Here is a 15,149-nt window from a genome sequence, read left to right as displayed (position 1 = left end):
GCCGGAAAATAAAAAGCCCGCCACAAGGGCGGGCAAAGAGTCAGCCTAGAAGGCCGCGCATCAGAAAGTAGAGCAGCGATGGGCCAAGCAGGCAGCCCAGGGCGGTGTAGAAGGCTGCAGTGAGGCAACCGTAGGGCACCAGCTTGGGATCGGTCGCCGCCAGGCCGCCAGCCACGCCGCTGGAGGTGCCCATCAGGCCGCCGAAGATCACCGCGCTGCGCGGATTGTTCAGACCGATATACGGCGCGATGAAGGGCGTGGCGACCATCACCAGGATCGCCTTGATCAGGCCGGCGGCAATCGACAGTGCCATCACGTCGGAACTGGCGCCGATGGCTGCACCGGTGACCGGGCCAACGATATAGGTCACCGCGCCGGTGCCGATGGTGGTCAGGCTGACCACGTCGGTGTAGCCGAAAGCCATGGCCACCGCCACGCCAGCCACGAAGGACGCCAGCACGCCGACGAACAGCGCCAGCACCCCGGCAAAACCGGCGCGCTTGAGCTCTTCGACACTGACGCCGAAGCCGGTGGCGACAATGGCAAAGTCGCGCAGCATGGCGCCGCCGAGCAGGCCGATGCCGGCGAACAGTGGAATGTCCACCAGGCCCTTCTGGCCGCCGGTGTAAACGCCACCGATGTAGGAGAGCAAAAGCCCGAGCAAAATGGCGATGGCCGAGCCGTGCAGGCGTCCCTTGGTGAGCTTGTCGGACATCCAGTAGGACACCCACATGGTGATGCCGACGATGGCGAAGCCGCTGAGCAGGCTATAGCCGGTAATGACCTTCATCAGAGATTCGTACATGGCAGTCACCGCGGCGCTTTGGTCAGGGAGGGGGCAGCTTCGCTATCGGACTTTTTTTGCCCGATACGACTCAGTGCGGGAACCAGCGCGAAGCCGATAGCGACCGCGGCAGTCCCGGCGAGAATCGCCATCGGGCCGCCGCTGAGAGCACCGTAAACGTTCTGCTGAGCGGCCATGGCGACCACGATGGGGATGTAGATGGCGCTCCAGAATTCCACGCCCTGTTCCGACTTGCCGGTGAACAGGCCACGCTTGTTCAGGTAACTGCCGAGGAAGATCAGCAGCATCATGGCGATACCGACACCGCCGACGTTGGCGGGTACGCCAATGAGTTTGCCCAGCAGCTCTCCGATGAAGATGCCTGCCAGGGTGCAGAACGCCAGAAAGGCGACACCGTAGATGATCATTGTTGTTGTCCTCGTCTTACGTATCGAAGTTGTTGTTCTTGTGCTTCGGTAAACGCTACGGCTCAGCGGTCGCGGCTTACCTCCTGACGCAACATGGCGTCGAGTGTATCCAGACGTGCGCCCTCGAAGGCGATTGCCTGGCCCGGTTCGAAGACGCGGCGGGCGAGCCCGGTCAGCACGCCGCCGGGTGGCAGTTCCAGGTGCAGGCGCACGCCGCGCTCATAGGCATTGACGAGCGCGGCCTGCCAGTCGACGACGCGGCTCATGTTGTAAGCCAGGTCATCACGCAGGGCTTCGGGATCACGGATCAGCCGCGCCGAGCTGCTGCTCAGGTAGCGCACCTGGGGCGCGCGCAAGTCGATGCGGGCAAAGGCGGCGGCCAGCGCGCGAGCCGGCTCATCGAGCAGCTCGCAGTGCGACGGCACGCTCATCGCCAGGCGCTTTGCCGCGCCAGCACCGAGGGCGCGAGCACGTTCGGCCACCTTGGCCATGGCGGCATCGCTGCCGGCAATGACAAGCTGGGTTTCGGCATTGATATTGGCCAGGTACACCGGGCTCTCGGCATCGGCCAGCAGGCGCTCGATGCTGGCCTGGTCGAGGCCAAGGATGGCGGTCATGCCGTAGCCGTCGGGATAGGCGCGCTGCATCAGCTCGCCACGCAAGGCGACCAGGCGCACCGCGTCGGCAAACTGCAGCGCGCCGGCCACCACGGCAGCGGCATAGGCGCCGATCGAAAGCCCGGCGACCATATCCGGACGATGGCCTCGCTCGTTCAGCACGCGCGCCGCCGCTACGCCGGCAATCAACAGGCAGAGTTGCACGGCGCGGGTATCTTGCAGCGCTTCGGCCGAATCGAGCAGACGTACATCCTCGTCCAACGCAGCGCTGGCTTGCTCAATACAGGCCTGCACCACCGGTGCCTCGGGCAAGGCATGCAGCATGCCGGGCTGCTGCGCGCCCTGACCAGGGAAGGCCCAGAGCGTACTCACGCCGCCACCTGCTGCAGGCGCCAGGGGTCGCTGACCAGCAGCGGGCCGTTCTGGGTTTTCAACAGCACGCGTGACGCCTCGCCGGCCCATTCGCGCAGCGCCACAGCGCCGTGCGGGGTTTCCAGTTGCAGGTCGATACGGCCCGGCGCTTGATCCAGCAGTGCGCACAATGCCCGCGCCTCGTCGCGCGAAAGCGGATGGGGTACACGCAGCGACAGATCGAGATCGCTGTCCGGGTGCGCGGCGCTGATACCGCTGGCCAGCTCGAAGCCCAGGCTGCCGGTCACGCCCCAGGCCAGGCTCAGCTCGTCGAGACGCGGCGCCAGCTGACTCAACGCGCACAACGCCGGCCAATATGGCCGAGGGTGATGGCGCCAGCGCCCGGCGCGTGCCACTGCCTGCGGGCTGACCAGCCGGCTGATATCACTCAGGCGCATCCAGGCGGCATGTCGCTGTTCGCGCGCCGCGCCACGGATACCGACCGCAACCCAACCGGGTTCGGCCGGGGCTCGGCGCACCACCACCGGCACATGCCCGCCCAGGGCGGCGCGAGCCCAGGCCGGCGCCTCCTGCGGCAGTTGCTCCGGGCGCAGGCCCCAGAGCAGATCATGTGGACGGGGTGTCAGGTGCATCGATGCGTTCTCCGTAGGGCGGGTGCAACCCGCCATTTCACGTCATTCAGGATTGGCGGGTTTCACCCGCCCTACGCTCACCACTGCGCACGCAGGGCCTCGCGAACCCTGGAGGAAGCCGCGCGATTGGCGGCGCCCAGGCGATTGCGCAGATCGCGCGGGGCCTCGGCGATATCGGCCAATGTCCGGCTCAGGGCGTCTTTTACCAGCGACAGATCGGTCGCCGTCGGCTGCGTCACCTGCTCGACATCGAGCACCTCCGCCAGCAGGCCCAGCGAGGCGTAGTTGTCTAGGTCGTAGGCCATCGGCGGCACGCTGGCGGCCAGCGCCTCCAGCTCGTCGACGCTGCGCAGGGTGATGCGCGCGGCAGCGGCCTTGCCCATGGCGTGCACCATCACCCCGGCGTCGCGCAGGGCGATCAGGCGGTTGGCCTGGTAACCGTGAGCGAGAAAGGCGCCGGACATGGCCTTGCCCACCAGCAAGCCGATCACCGCATGCCCGGCCAGGCGGGCACGGGCATAGGCGTCCACCGCGCCGGCCAGCGCCTGGTGGATGCCATAGGCTTCCTCGCGGCGGCCATAGGCCTGGCTCGGCACATCGACGATGGCGATCAGCGCGCGCTTGTGCGCCTGGTCGCGATCCGCCTCGATGGCCTCGTCCACGGCCTGGGCCAGGCCCCAGCCTTCGAGCAGACCGACCTCGCCGTTGCGGGCGCGAGGGAATGGATTGTTGGCATCGGCGATCACCGCCAGATAGCGCACCGCCTGGCCGCCCAGTTCGCCATCGGCCACCCGCAGCGAGGCAGGCAGTCCGGGGATCGACTGAGCATCGCCGGCCAGGGCCTGGAACCAGTGCAGGCCGCGTTGTTGCTGTGCAGTTGTCATGTTCATGCTCCCTGGTAGGCGCTGCGCACGGCAGCGGCATCGGCCTGGACAGAGGTGTCGACAGCGCGCAGGCGCTCGAGGAACCAGGCGTGGCGCCGGCTGCGCTCAAGCTCAGGTTTGCCCTTGGCGAGCAGCCCGTGCAGCTCGCTGCGAATGGCCTCGACGTCATCGGCCACATAGCCATCGACCAGGCCGCTGGCGTGGCGCTGCTCGCCGCCGGTCAGGCTCCAGATAAAGGGACGGTCGCGCGAGTCGTACTCGTCCAGCCCGGCTTCCTGTTCGATCACCTGCGGGCCGTTGAGACCCAGGCGCGCCTCACGAGTGACCAGCAGGTAGCTGCACAGCCCGGCGGCGATGGACATGCCGCCGAAGCAACCAACCGGGCCGGCGACCAGGCCGATCACCGGCTGATACTGGCGCAGCTCGACGATGGCGGCCTGAATCTCGGCGATGGCCGCCAGGCCCAGGTTGGCTTCCTGCAGGCGCACGCCGCCGGTTTCCAGCAGCAGCACGACGCGGGTCGGCGTGCCGCCCTTGTTGTCCTCGACGGCCAGCTCCAAGCTGCCTGCGATCTTCGCCCCGCCCACTTCGCCCAGGCTGCCGCCCTGGAAGGCACCTTCGATGGCGACCACCACCGCAGGCGCGCCATCGATCAGCCCCTTGGCCACCACCACACCGTCATCGGCCTGGGGCACGATGCCCTGCTTGGGCAGCCAGGGCGACATCAGCCGGGCGAAAGGGTCGAGCAGCTCGCGGAAGCTGCCGGCATCGAGCAGTGCCCGGGCCCGCTCGCGGGCACCGAGTTCAGTGAAGCTGCGCTGCGCCAGCAGGCGCTGGATGTTCTGCTCAGCCATGGTTCAGTTCCTCCAGGCCCTGTTCCAGGCGCAGGCGCACCACGCCGGGCGTAGCGCCAAAATCATGAATGGCGATGTTCAGCGCCGGCAGTTGCTGCTCGCGGAACATGCGTTCGAACAGCAGTTGCCAACGCGGCGCGCTGCCGTTGACCGAGGTGACCACTTCGATGGCCAGGGTGCCGGCCTGGCCGGGTTCGAGCATCACTTCCAAGTCGCCGGAGCCGACGCAGCCCACCAGCGCGCGGCCCTTGGCCGGTTGCCCGGCGGGGAATTCAAAGGACAGGGTTTCCATTTCACAGACTCCCAAGCTGCGCCGGCAGGCCATGCTGCAGGCGGTCGAGGAACAGGGTGGCGGCGAGCAGATCGGCAGCGCCGCCAGGCGAGGCACGCAGGTGCAGCATGTCGCGCTCCAGCTCGCGCAGGCAGCGGCGCCCGTCGAGGCTGGCGCAACCGCCGGCGGCGAGCACCGCACGGGCGCCGCTCTGCATGCGGGTCAGCCCGGCCATGCCGGCGCGGTAGAGCACGCAGGTGTCGGCCAGCTGGGTCATGATCGCCAGCAGCGCATCCAGGCGGGCATTCTGCTCCCCGGCCCCGGCGGCGCGGCTGCGCGCCAGTTGCGGTAGCGCCTGCTGGATCACCGCAGGAAAGCCCAGCTGCGCCTCTTCGCGTGCGCCGTGTACGCCATACAGGCGGCAGACCTGGGCGCCATGGCTGTCGCCAGTCACCGGGGCGGCGCGGTCATCGAGCAGGGCCAGGCGCGCGGCACGCAGGGCGACTTGAGCTGGCGCCAGCTCACGGGGTTCCAATGCGGCAGCGGCACTGAGCAGCCCCAGCGCCCAGATCGCGCCGCGATGGGTGTTGACGCCGCCGGTAACGCGCAGCATCTCCACCTCGCCTTCGCGGCCAATGAGTCCGACCGTTTCACGCAGATGCAGGTCGATCTCGCCACATTGCTGCGCGGCCTCGGCCATGGCCTTGAAGCTGGGCCACAGGGCCAGCGCCGAAGCGTGCATCAGGCCGAGGTGCAGGTCGGTGTGCGCGCCGCTGCCACGCCGGTCGACCAGGCCCGGCTTGGGCGACAGGTCGGCCTCGTCGATCAGCGCGTCCACCGCCAGATCGGCCAGCCAATCCCCTAAAGAAAGCTTCGGCTGAATTGCAGTCAGTGCATTCATCACCAGCTCCTGAATTTGGCGGGCGGGTTGTACAGGCCGCCCGACCACTCGACCAGCTCGGCGATGCTCTTGGCCGCGAGCAGTTCACGGCTGGCATCGGTGCGGCGGATGCCGAGGTCTTCGGGCAAGGCGATCAGCCCTTCGCGGCGCATGCGTGCGGTGTCTTTCGGGTCGTGGCGCAGGCCGATTGCGGTCACCCCGGCCACCGCGGCGATCATCGCCTGGCGCTCTTCGAGGGTGCGCGCCTTGTACAGGTAGGCGATGCCCTCTTCGGTCAGCAGGTGAGTGACGTCATCGCCGTAGATCATGATCGGCGCCAGCGGCATACCGGCCTTCTTCGCTACGTCGACGGCATCCAGGCGCTCGACGAAGGTGGGCTTGCCGCCCTCCTGAAAGGTTTCGACCATCTGCACCACCAGCTTCTTGCCGCGTTCGAGCAGAGTCACCGGGCCTTCGCCGCCGGGCGTCGCCATGTCCAGCCAGGCCGGTGTGCTGTGCCGCCGGCCGCGCGGGTCGTGGCCCATGTTCGGCGCACCGCCGAAGCCGGCCAGGCGCCCACGGGTCACGGTGGAGGAATGACCATCGCCGTCCACCTGCAAAGTGGCGCCGATAAACAGGTCCACCGCGTACTGCCCAGCCAGCTGGCACATCATGCGATTGGAGCGCATGGAACCGTCGCGGCCGGTGAAGAACACGTCCGGGCGCTGGGCGATGTAGTTCTCCATGCCCAGCTCGGTGCCGAAGCAGTGCACGCTTTCCACCCAGCCGGTCTCGATGGCCGGAATCAGCGTCGGGTGCGGGTTGAGCGTCCAGTTGCGGCAGATCTTGCCTTTCAGGCCCAGCGATTCGCCGTAGGTGGGCAGGATCAGCTCGATGGCGGCGGTGTTGAAACCGATGCCATGGTTGAGCGACTGCACCTTGTGTTTTTCGTAGATGCCACGGATCGCCATCATCGCCATCAGCACGTGCACCGGCTTGATATGGCGCGGGTCGCGGGTGAACAGCGGCTCGATGTAGAAGGGCTTGTCGGCCACCACCACGAAGTCGACCCAGGAGGCAGGGATGTCCACACGCGGCAGCTCGTCGACGATCTCGTTGACCTGGAAGATCACGATGCCGTCGGAAAACGCCGTGGGTTCGACCAACGCCGGAGTGTCCTCGGTGCTCGGCCCGGTGTAGATGTTGCCGTGGCGGTCGGCCTGGAAGCCCGCGACCAGCGCGACATTGGGGATCAGATCCACCAGCAGGCGCGAGTACAGCTCGATATAGGTGTGGATGGCGCCGACTTCCATCTGCCCGTCTTCGAGCAACTGGCCGATGCGCAGGCTCTGCGGCCCGGCGAAGGAGAAGTCCAGCTTGCGGGCGATGCCGCGTTCGAACAGATCGAGGTGCTCGGCGCGGCTGACGCTGGGCATGATCATGTGCAGGTCGTGCAGGCGGCCGGGGTCGGCCTTGGCCAGCGAGCGGGAGAGGAAATCCGCCTGCTTCTGGTTGTTGCCCTCGAGCACCACGCGGTCGCCGGGGGCGATCAGCGCTTCGAGCACCGCGACCATCTTGTCGCTAGGCAGCACCACGCCATCGGCGAGATTGCGCACCTGATCGAGTCGCCGCGCCTTTTCCGCGCGACGGCGCGACCACTGCGGCGGTGGGGATATTGTTGTTGTCATTGAAGACTCCACGAGTTCCGCTGTCGTGGAGGCACCTTAGGAGCGCGACCCTGTGGTCATCAATCAAGCAGGTGGCGCAATCGTTACGCCCAGGTTAACGATTGCTCAAGCACGGGCGTCGGCGGCATCGCCTCCTGGTGATTGGGCAGTCATGCCCGCTACTTCCAGGCGGTCACGACCGCGCTGCTTGGCCTGGTAGAGCAGCTTGTCGACAGCGTTGAGGAAATCCAGCGAACGGTCATGGGCACCCGGCACGATGCTGCCCACTCCGAGGCTGATGGTGAGCAGGGATGACACCGAAGAGCGTTCATGGGCGATGCGCTGCTGGCGCACCTGCTGGCGGCAGCGTTCGGCGATGTGCCGGGCGGCGGCCTCGTCGGTTTCCGGCAGTACCAGCACGAACTCCTCGCCACCGAAGCGCCCGACGAAATCCCGCGGCCTGTTGACCGCGAGGCTCAGCGCCTGGCCGACGCTCTTCAGGCAATCGTCGCCTTGAACATGGCCGTAATGGTCGTTGTACTGCTTGAAGTGGTCGATATCCAGCAGGATCAGTGACAGCGGCTGCTGACTACGCTGGGCGTTGGCCCATTCGCTGGCCAGCACCGTGTCGAACATGCGCCGGTTGGCCACGCCGGTCAGCCCATCCTTGTACGAATACTCCTCCAGCTGCTTCTGCAGGGTCAGCAGCTGCTCCTCGGTCTTCTTGCGTTCGCTGATGTCGAACATGAAGCCGATCAGCGCGTCCACCTCGCCGTTGTCGTCGCGCACCACGTGCACCACGTCGCGGATCCACACGTAGTCGCCGGCGGCGGTCAGCGCGCGGTAGTCGGCCTCGTGGTCGACACCGTTCTGCGACTGCGACACGCAGAAGCCCACCACCCGCTCGCGATCCTCCGGGTGCATGCGCGCGGCCCAGTCCTCGGCGCTGACCCAACTGGCCTGCGACCAGCCCAGCAGCGTCTCGATCTGCGGGCCGATATAGGCGAAGGTCATGGTCTTCCAGTCGATCTTCCAGGGGATCGCCCGGGTGGATTCGAGCAGAGTCTTGTAGACGGCGCTGTCGGTTGCTGCGGCTTGGCTCATGGTGGCCCGGAGTGTCGAGAAGGCGAGGTTTCCTTATACACCAGCGCAGCGGCGGTCTCGATGCCGTTCGCGGCAAAGGAGCCGTAGAGTGCGCTGTGCACAACAGAGACTCGCGCCAATGGTGCGCGCCGCGCACCCCATTGTCATCCCGTGCTTTGCGCCACGGGCCGCAGGTGACCTGTGACATGCTTTGCATTATTCCGTTCCAGCTCACGCTACGGGATGGCGGCTCTTCACATGGCATCAGGCCATCAAGTACATTCCCGCGCTAGTTACTTGAGGCCCGGCCCAATGTCGGGCGGGCACTCGCCGCAAAGGAATGCAAATGTCCGACGAACATCAGGGTTCTACCGGTGCGCCTGCCGTAGACACCGGCCTGGCCTGCCTGGTCATGCTGGCCCGTTTCCATAACGTGGCTGCCTCACCTGAACAGCTCGCCCATGAGTTCGCCGACGACGGTCGCGCTTTTGGCCGCGCCGAATTGCTGCTGGCGGCAAAAAAGCTCGGTCTTAAAGCGAAGTCCGCGCGCAGCTCGCTCGAGCGCCTCGCGCACACGCCTTTGCCGGCCATGGCCGCCGACCGAGACGGCCGCTTCTTCATCATCGCCCGCCTCGACGAGGGCAAAGGCCAGGCGCTGATCCACGATCCGCAGATGCAGCGCCCGGAAGTCATTGCACTCGAGCAGTTACAAGAGCGCTGGAGCGGCGAGCTGATCCTGATCCGCTCCGAAGCCTCGATGGCAGGCGACCTGTCGCGCTTCGACTTCACCTGGTTCATCCCGGCCATCGTCAAATACCGCAAGCTGCTCGGCGAAGTATTGCTGGTGTCCTTCGTGCTGCAGATCTTCGCGCTGCTCACACCGCTGTTCTTCCAAGTGGTGATGGACAAGGTGCTGGTGCACCGGGGCCTGTCGACACTGGATGTGATCGCCATAGGCCTGCTCGGCATCATGATCTTCGAGACCCTGCTGTCGGGCTTGCGCAGCTATGTGTTCGCCCACACGGCCAGCCGTATCGACGTGGAGCTGGGGTCGAAGCTTTTTCGTCATCTGGTGACCTTGCCACTGGCCTATTTCCAGGCGCGCCGGGTCGGCGATTCGGTGGCACGGGTGCGCGAGTTGGAGAACATTCGCAGTTTCCTCACCGGCAATGCCATCACGCTGGTTCTCGATGTGTTGTTCTCGGTGGTTTTCATTGCTGTGATGTTCTATTACAGCGGCTGGCTCACCCTAGTGGTGATTCTGTCGCTGCCGCTGTACTTCGTGATCTCGCTGCTGATCACCCCAATGCTTCGCGCCCGCCTCAACGAAAGCTTCACGCGCGGCGCGGAGAACCAGGCCTTTCTGGTCGAGACAGTCAATGGCATCGACACCCTGAAGGCCATGGCAGTCGAGCCGCAGATCAACCGCAAGTGGGACAACCAGCTTGCGGGCTACGTCGCTGCCAGTTTCAAGACGCAGAATCTGTCGGCCATTGCCAATGAAAGCGTCGGCTTCGTCGGCAAGCTGGTCACCGTTGCCACGCTCTGGCTGGGCGCGCGCCTGGTGATCGAGGGCGATCTGACCGTGGGTCAGTTGATCGCCTTCAACATGCTAGCCGGGCGGGTGTCGCAGCCGATCATGCGCCTGGCCCAGCTGTGGACCAACTTCCAGCAGACTGGGGTCTCAGTGCAGCGCCTGGGCGATATCCTCAATACCCGCACCGAACTGTCCCAGGCGACTCGCAGTGCCCTGCCGCCGCTAAAGGGGCAGATCGAGTTCGACCAGGTGCACTTCCGCTATCGTCCGGACGGTTCGGAGATTCTGCGTGGCATCAGCTTGCAGATTCACGCCGGCGAAGTGATCGGCGTGGTCGGTCGCTCCGGCTCGGGCAAGAGCACCCTGACTCGACTGTTGCAGCGCCTCTATACCCCTGAGCGCGGCCGGGTGCTGGTCGATGGCATGGACCTGGCGCTAGCCGACGTCTCCTCCCTGCGCCGGCAGATCGGCGTGGTGTTGCAGGACAACATGCTGTTCGCCCGCAGCATCCGCGAGAACATCGCGTTGACCGATCCGGGCGCGCCCATCGAGCAGGTGATGCAGGCGGCCAAGATGGCTGGTGCTCACGAGTTCATCCTGGAGCTGCCGGAAGGCTACGACACGGTGGTCGGCGAGCACGGCGCCTCGCTGTCCGGCGGGCAGCGCCAACGAATCGCCATTGCACGCGCACTGATCGGCAACCCGCGCATCCTCATTTTCGACGAGGCCACCAGCGCCCTGGACTATGAGTCCGAGCGCATCATCCAGCAGAACATGCAGGCCATCTGTAAAGGGCGCACGGTGATCATCATCGCGCACCGCCTGAGCGCGGTACGCGATGCCAACCGCATACTGGTCATGGATCGAGGGCAGATCGTCGAGCAGGGCAGCCATGCTGAGCTGCTTACCCATCAAGCCGGCCACTACTCTCGCTTGCACCGTCTGCAACAAGGCGGTGCCGCATGAGTGCCAAGCGCGACTTGATCAACCGCTACCGCCAGGCCTGGCGCCACTCCTGGCGTAACCGCAAAGCAATGGATGCTCCACCACGCCTGAATCACGAAGTGCACTTTCTGCCCGCTGCGCTGGCCTTGCAGGAAGCGCCGGTACACCCCGCGCCACGGATCATCCAGTGGACAATCATTGCCTTCGCCGTCCTAGCGTTGCTCTGGGCCTGTATCGGCGAAATCGACGTGGTCGCCACCGCGACTGGCAAGATCGTACCCAGTGGCAAGAGCAAGGTCATCCAGCCCAGCGAAGTGGCGGTGGTCAAGGCCATTCATGTCTATGACGGGCAGACCGTAAAGGCCGGTGAGGTACTGGTCGAACTGGATACTCAGATCACCGGTGCGGATGTCCAGCGCCTGCAAAGCGACCTGCTGGCGGCACAGGTCGATACCGCTCGCGCGAGCGCATTGCTCGATGCGATTGAGGAGAGTCGCGACCCGGCATCCCTGGTAGGCCGGATCCCGCAAGCCTCCGAGTCACAGCAGCTGTCGGCACAGACCTGGCTGAGAGGCCAATACCTGGAACTGCAAAGCGCATTGCAGCAGAGCGACGCCGAGATCGCCCAGCGCACGGCGGAGATCCAGGCCGCCCGCGCCTGGGTGTCCAAATTGCAGGAATCGCTACCCATTGCCCAGCAGCTGGCCGCGGACTACAAACGCCTGCTGGACAAGGCCTATGTCGCCAAGCATGCCTACCTGGAAAAGGAACAGCAGCGCCTAAATCAGGAGCGCGAGCTGGCCGTGCAGCAAGCCCGCGTGCTGGAACTTCAAGCCGCGAAACAACAGGCCGAAAGCCGCCGTCAGAGCGTACTGGCGCAGACGCGCCGGGCGATGCTCGACCTGCTGCACGAGTCCGAGCAGCGTGCCGCCGCCCTGCAACAGGAACTGAGCAAGGCCGAGCAGCGCAACCGCCTGATGCACCTCACCGCCCCGGTAGACGGTACCGTCCAGCAACTGGCCATCCATACCTCTGGTGGCGTGGTGACCGAGGCCCAGCCGCTGATGGTCATCGTACCCAGCAATCAGCCTGTGGAAGTCGAAGCCCTGTTGGAGAACAAGGACATCGGGTTCGTGCGTCCCGGCCAGGAGGTGGAGGTCAAAGTGGACACTTTCACCTTCACCAAGTACGGCGTGGTGCACGGCACCGTGCAGAGCATCTCTGACGATGCCATTGAGGATGAACGCCTGGGGCTGGTGTACAGCACGCGGATACAGCTCAAGGAGAACAGCATTCTGGTGGGCAGTCAGCAGGTGCCATTGACGCCGGGAATGTCGATCAGGGCAGAGGTGAAGACGGATAAGAGGAAGGTGATCGATTATTTCCTCAGTCCGCTAAAGCAACATCAGAGCGAAAGCCTTTCTGAAAGATAGCAAAGTAAATTTAAATAACTCAAAGCCCCCAGAAAAAGCAGACAATAGAATCGTTAGCACCATAGGAACTTACAAAGTTACTAACTCTGCATCATCTATTGCGCAAGCAGCAGCGCATGCTGCCCAACCAAACGCACACCAAAAATAGTTAATCTACAGAGCAATCAACACAAGGAGGTTATCATGTCGCAACAAAACACAAATGCTGAGCCACATGTAGACTATCGCAACAAATATGCAACAGACTCTGTCACCAATGCCCTAAAGGCCGCCTATACCGCGTGGAAGTCTGGGGGCGAACCGTGGAGCCCCGACAACCAAGAGGGCGCCAGAGAAACAGCCGAACAACTTCTAGGCGGAGACGTTAACCTCAAACCTGTGTTTAACTCTATTAATGCACACAATCAGGCTCTTAGAGATGCTCTCGCATATGACAGACATATCAGTCCAGATACCAATACCAATTTAAATTTAGCCAATCGTACCGCCTCTCCCATAGTTCTTGACCTTGACGGCGATGGTATAGAGACGTTCGGCGCAGAAGGCCGGGTGTTGTTCGACCACGATGGCGACGGCGACAAGCATGGTTCTGGTTGGGTCGGGTCAGACGATGGTCTACTGGTTCTAGATCGCAATGGCAATGGAACCATCGACAGCGGCCTAGAGCTATTCGGCGAGAACACCCTACTAGCCAATGGACAGAAAGCCCGTGACGGCTTCGAAGCCATGAAAGCTGTCGACGCAAATGGCGATGGTAAGCTGGATGCTGGCGATGCTGTCTGGAGCGACCTGCGTGTATGGCGGGACCTCAATAGTGACGGTATTAGCCAAGGTGGCGAATTGTTCACCCTAGATGAACTGGGTATCAAAAGCATCAATACGGAGTCAGACGGCAAACGCCTAAACTTGGGCAATAACAATCACATCGATGGCTTCAGCACCTTCGAATGGGAGGAAAACCGGGGTGGAGGCACCGGCGTCAGCGGCGATGTCTACTTCGAAAACAACCCTTTCTACCGCGAGTTCGGCGACCGCATCGAGATTCCAGCTGAGTTGGCTGACGCCCCCAACATGTATGGCTCGGGTGCCGTACGTGACCTACGCGAGGCAGCAGCAACAAGTAATAACCTAAAAAATATTTTAGGCGAATACTCGGTTGCCGGCAGCCGCCAGGAACAACAGGTACTACTGGATAAATTAATTAGCGCTTGGGCTGATAGCGCTGACTTCCGCACATTCGACGAGCGCATATCCGATCTAGCTGATGGCAAGATTTACGATATTAAGTTTGCTTATTCTTGGGAAATTGACAGGGCGCCACTCCTCAGCTCGGGCTCAACCAGTGGGGGCGGTACTGGTAGCGGTTCTATTGCGCCAGGTGAAATTCAGCAAGCCCCCTCCCCAACTGCCGAGCAGTTGCGGAGAAAGGAACTACTAGAGATGGTACGCGTGCTGGAAGTATTCAATGGCCAGTACTTCTTTGACTTTAAGCCAACCAATGATGACGGCAAAGATGGAGAGATCAGTATCTCCTTCGCAGCTGGCTCCCAAGGTCGGTCAGGTAGCGCGGGAGGCGGCTCAATTGCCTTTGGTTCCACTTATTACCTTACAGAGGAAGGATTCTCCTTTGGGCCGAACCAAGAGAAGTACATCAGGGCCGCATACGAGGCGTTGGTAAGTTCTGTATATGAGGGTCTGTTGCTCCAGACTCGCCTCAAGCCCTATCTTGATGCAGTGTCTATAGCACTGTCTGAAGAGGGTGCCACTGTAGACTTCAGCGGTGCACTAGGCAAACTGGCGCAGGTTCATACGGAAAATCCTGTCAAGGGTGTTGTTGATCTTCTCGAGTTTGGCTCGGCTGTCGCAGGCACCATTGGCTGGGCATCCAACGAAGTGGCTATCGCGGGGGAATGGGTACGCCAACTGAATGCGGTACAAATCGAAGACCTCCAGAAACAGTTGGGCGCTTCCAGCACAGTAATTATTGATTCAAGCACGAATAGCACACTGACCGGTGGCGACCATACAGATTTTCTTTTCGGCGAAGCGGGTAATGACTTCCTGACCGGGAATGGCGGCTCAGACTTCCTGGATGGTGGCGCCGGCGATGATCGTCTCTATGGTAACGACGGCAATGACGTGATATTCGGTGGTGCCGGTGCTGACCGCCTGTACGGCGGCAATGGCAATGATGTGCTTGATGGGGGCACTGGCAATGACACCCTCAGCGGCGACGCAGGTAGCGATACCTACCGTTTCAGCCGTGGCTGGGGCCAGGACACCATCAACAACTACGACACCGGCACCAACAAGGTCGATGCCATCGTCTTCGCCGACGACATCACGCCTGATGACATCGTCATCACCCGCTCCAGCACCAACCTGATCCTGTCGCTCAAGGGCAGCACTGACAAGATCACCGTTACCAGCTACTTCAACAGCGACGGCACCAGTGCCTACAAGCTCGAAGAGATCCGTTTCGCCAATGGCACCACCTGGACAATCGATCAGGTCAAGGTCATGTCGATTCAGAGCACCGATGGCAACGACACCCTTACCGGTTATGCCACCGATGACACCATCAGCGGTGGCCTGGGTAATGACTATCTCTACGGTCAGGACGGTGACGATGTCCTCGACGGCGGAGCAGGCGATGACCGCCTCTATGGTGAGAACGGTAACGACACCCTGATCGGTGGAGCCGGCAACGACATCCTCGACGGCGGCAATGGCAACGATCTGCTGCTCGGAGGCGAGGGTAA

The 15,149-nt window shown here is 63.2% G+C and carries 13 protein-coding genes; 3 read left to right on the top strand and 10 right to left on the bottom strand.

All coding sequences use genetic code 11. From position 1 onward, the window contains the following. Positions 1 to 40: 40 nt before the first annotated feature. The 10 genes from madM to BLS61_RS21280 all read right to left on the bottom strand — a co-directional run bounded on the left by madM (position 41) and on the right by BLS61_RS21280 (position 8,493). Positions 41 to 805: a malonate transporter subunit MadM gene (gene madM, locus BLS61_RS21325; protein WP_024306336.1), complete on the bottom strand. Its 765-nt coding sequence runs from the start codon at positions 803 to 805 to the stop codon at positions 41 to 43. Between the two features lie 5 nt (positions 806 to 810). Continuing rightward, a complete protein-coding gene (gene madL, locus BLS61_RS21320; RefSeq protein ID WP_024306335.1) occupies positions 811 to 1,212 on the bottom strand; it encodes a malonate transporter subunit MadL in 402 nt (133 codons plus the stop codon). 62 nt (positions 1,213 to 1,274) lie between these two features. After that, entirely contained in the window at positions 1,275 to 2,201 is a 927-nt protein-coding gene (gene mdcH, locus BLS61_RS21315) for a malonate decarboxylase subunit epsilon (protein WP_090434394.1), read from the bottom strand. After that, positions 2,198 to 2,833, bottom strand: a complete 636-nt coding sequence (locus tag BLS61_RS21310) for a malonate decarboxylase holo-ACP synthase (protein WP_090434390.1) — start codon at positions 2,831 to 2,833, stop codon at positions 2,198 to 2,200. The genes mdcH and BLS61_RS21310 overlap by 4 nt, the downstream gene beginning before the upstream one ends. A gap of 77 nt (positions 2,834 to 2,910) precedes the next feature. After that, entirely contained in the window at positions 2,911 to 3,717 is an 807-nt protein-coding gene (gene mdcE, locus BLS61_RS21305) for a biotin-independent malonate decarboxylase subunit gamma (protein WP_090434388.1), read from the bottom strand. A 2-nt stretch (positions 3,718 to 3,719) separates the two neighbouring features. Further along, a complete protein-coding gene (locus tag BLS61_RS21300) occupies positions 3,720 to 4,571 on the bottom strand; it encodes a biotin-independent malonate decarboxylase subunit beta (RefSeq protein ID WP_090434385.1) in 852 nt (283 codons plus the stop codon). Continuing rightward, positions 4,564 to 4,863 (bottom strand): malonate decarboxylase subunit delta, encoded by a 300-nt coding sequence (locus BLS61_RS21295; RefSeq protein WP_090434382.1) that lies wholly within the window; start codon positions 4,861 to 4,863, stop codon positions 4,564 to 4,566. The genes BLS61_RS21300 and BLS61_RS21295 overlap by 8 nt, the downstream gene beginning before the upstream one ends. Before the next feature lies 1 nt (position 4,864). Then, positions 4,865 to 5,743, bottom strand: coding sequence for a triphosphoribosyl-dephospho-CoA synthase (locus BLS61_RS21290; protein ID WP_090434379.1), 879 nt, complete (start codon positions 5,741 to 5,743; stop codon positions 4,865 to 4,867). Further along, positions 5,743 to 7,410, bottom strand: a complete 1,668-nt coding sequence (gene mdcA, locus BLS61_RS21285) for a malonate decarboxylase subunit alpha (RefSeq protein WP_090434376.1) — start codon at positions 7,408 to 7,410, stop codon at positions 5,743 to 5,745. The genes BLS61_RS21290 and mdcA overlap by 1 nt, the downstream gene beginning before the upstream one ends. Positions 7,411 to 7,515: 105 nt before the next feature. After that, entirely contained in the window at positions 7,516 to 8,493 is a 978-nt protein-coding gene (locus tag BLS61_RS21280) for a GGDEF domain-containing protein (RefSeq protein WP_090434374.1), read from the bottom strand. Positions 8,494 to 8,818: 325 nt separating this feature from the next. Here BLS61_RS21280 and BLS61_RS21275 point away from each other — a divergent pair, with 325 nt between their 5' ends. The 3 genes from BLS61_RS21275 to BLS61_RS23575 all read left to right on the top strand — a co-directional run. Further along, positions 8,819 to 10,975, top strand: a complete 2,157-nt coding sequence (locus BLS61_RS21275) for a type I secretion system permease/ATPase (protein ID WP_090434371.1) — start codon at positions 8,819 to 8,821, stop codon at positions 10,973 to 10,975. Then, positions 10,972 to 12,387 (top strand): HlyD family type I secretion periplasmic adaptor subunit, encoded by a 1,416-nt coding sequence (locus BLS61_RS21270; protein WP_090434368.1) that lies wholly within the window; start codon positions 10,972 to 10,974, stop codon positions 12,385 to 12,387. The genes BLS61_RS21275 and BLS61_RS21270 overlap by 4 nt, the downstream gene beginning before the upstream one ends. 183 nt (positions 12,388 to 12,570) lie before the next feature. Next, the coding region (locus tag BLS61_RS23575) for a calcium-binding protein (RefSeq protein ID WP_139205581.1) at positions 12,571 to 15,149 on the top strand (2,579 nt) is incomplete at its 3' end.

Source organism: Ectopseudomonas guguanensis, from assembly GCF_900104265.1.
Lineage (GTDB): Bacteria > Pseudomonadota > Gammaproteobacteria > Pseudomonadales > Pseudomonadaceae > Aquipseudomonas > Aquipseudomonas guguanensis.
This window is presented reverse-complemented; position numbering and strand designations above follow the sequence as displayed.

Bases quoted from the DNA above. Each gene is read 5' to 3' on its own strand.
- madM (WP_024306336.1), bottom strand. From the start codon at position 805: ATGTACGAATCTCTGATGAAGGTCATTACCGGCTATAGCCTGCTCAGC.
- madL (WP_024306335.1), bottom strand. From the start codon at position 1,212: ATGATCATCTACGGTGTCGCCTTTCTGGCGTTCTGCACCCTGGCAGGC.
- BLS61_RS21310 (WP_090434390.1), bottom strand. From the start codon at position 2,833: ATGCACCTGACACCCCGTCCACATGATCTGCTCTGGGGCCTGCGCCCG.
- mdcE (WP_090434388.1), bottom strand. From the start codon at position 3,717: ATGACAACTGCACAGCAACAACGCGGCCTGCACTGGTTCCAGGCCCTG.
- BLS61_RS21300 (WP_090434385.1), bottom strand. From the start codon at position 4,571: ATGGCTGAGCAGAACATCCAGCGCCTGCTGGCGCAGCGCAGCTTCACT.
- BLS61_RS21295 (WP_090434382.1), bottom strand. From the start codon at position 4,863: ATGGAAACCCTGTCCTTTGAATTCCCCGCCGGGCAACCGGCCAAGGGC.
- BLS61_RS21290 (WP_090434379.1), bottom strand. From the start codon at position 5,743: ATGAATGCACTGACTGCAATTCAGCCGAAGCTTTCTTTAGGGGATTGG.
- mdcA (WP_090434376.1), bottom strand. From the start codon at position 7,410: ATGACAACAACAATATCCCCACCGCCGCAGTGGTCGCGCCGTCGCGCG.
- BLS61_RS21280 (WP_090434374.1), bottom strand. From the start codon at position 8,493: ATGAGCCAAGCCGCAGCAACCGACAGCGCCGTCTACAAGACTCTGCTC.
- BLS61_RS21275 (WP_090434371.1), top strand. From the start codon at position 8,819: ATGTCCGACGAACATCAGGGTTCTACCGGTGCGCCTGCCGTAGACACC.
- BLS61_RS21270 (WP_090434368.1), top strand. From the start codon at position 10,972: ATGAGTGCCAAGCGCGACTTGATCAACCGCTACCGCCAGGCCTGGCGC.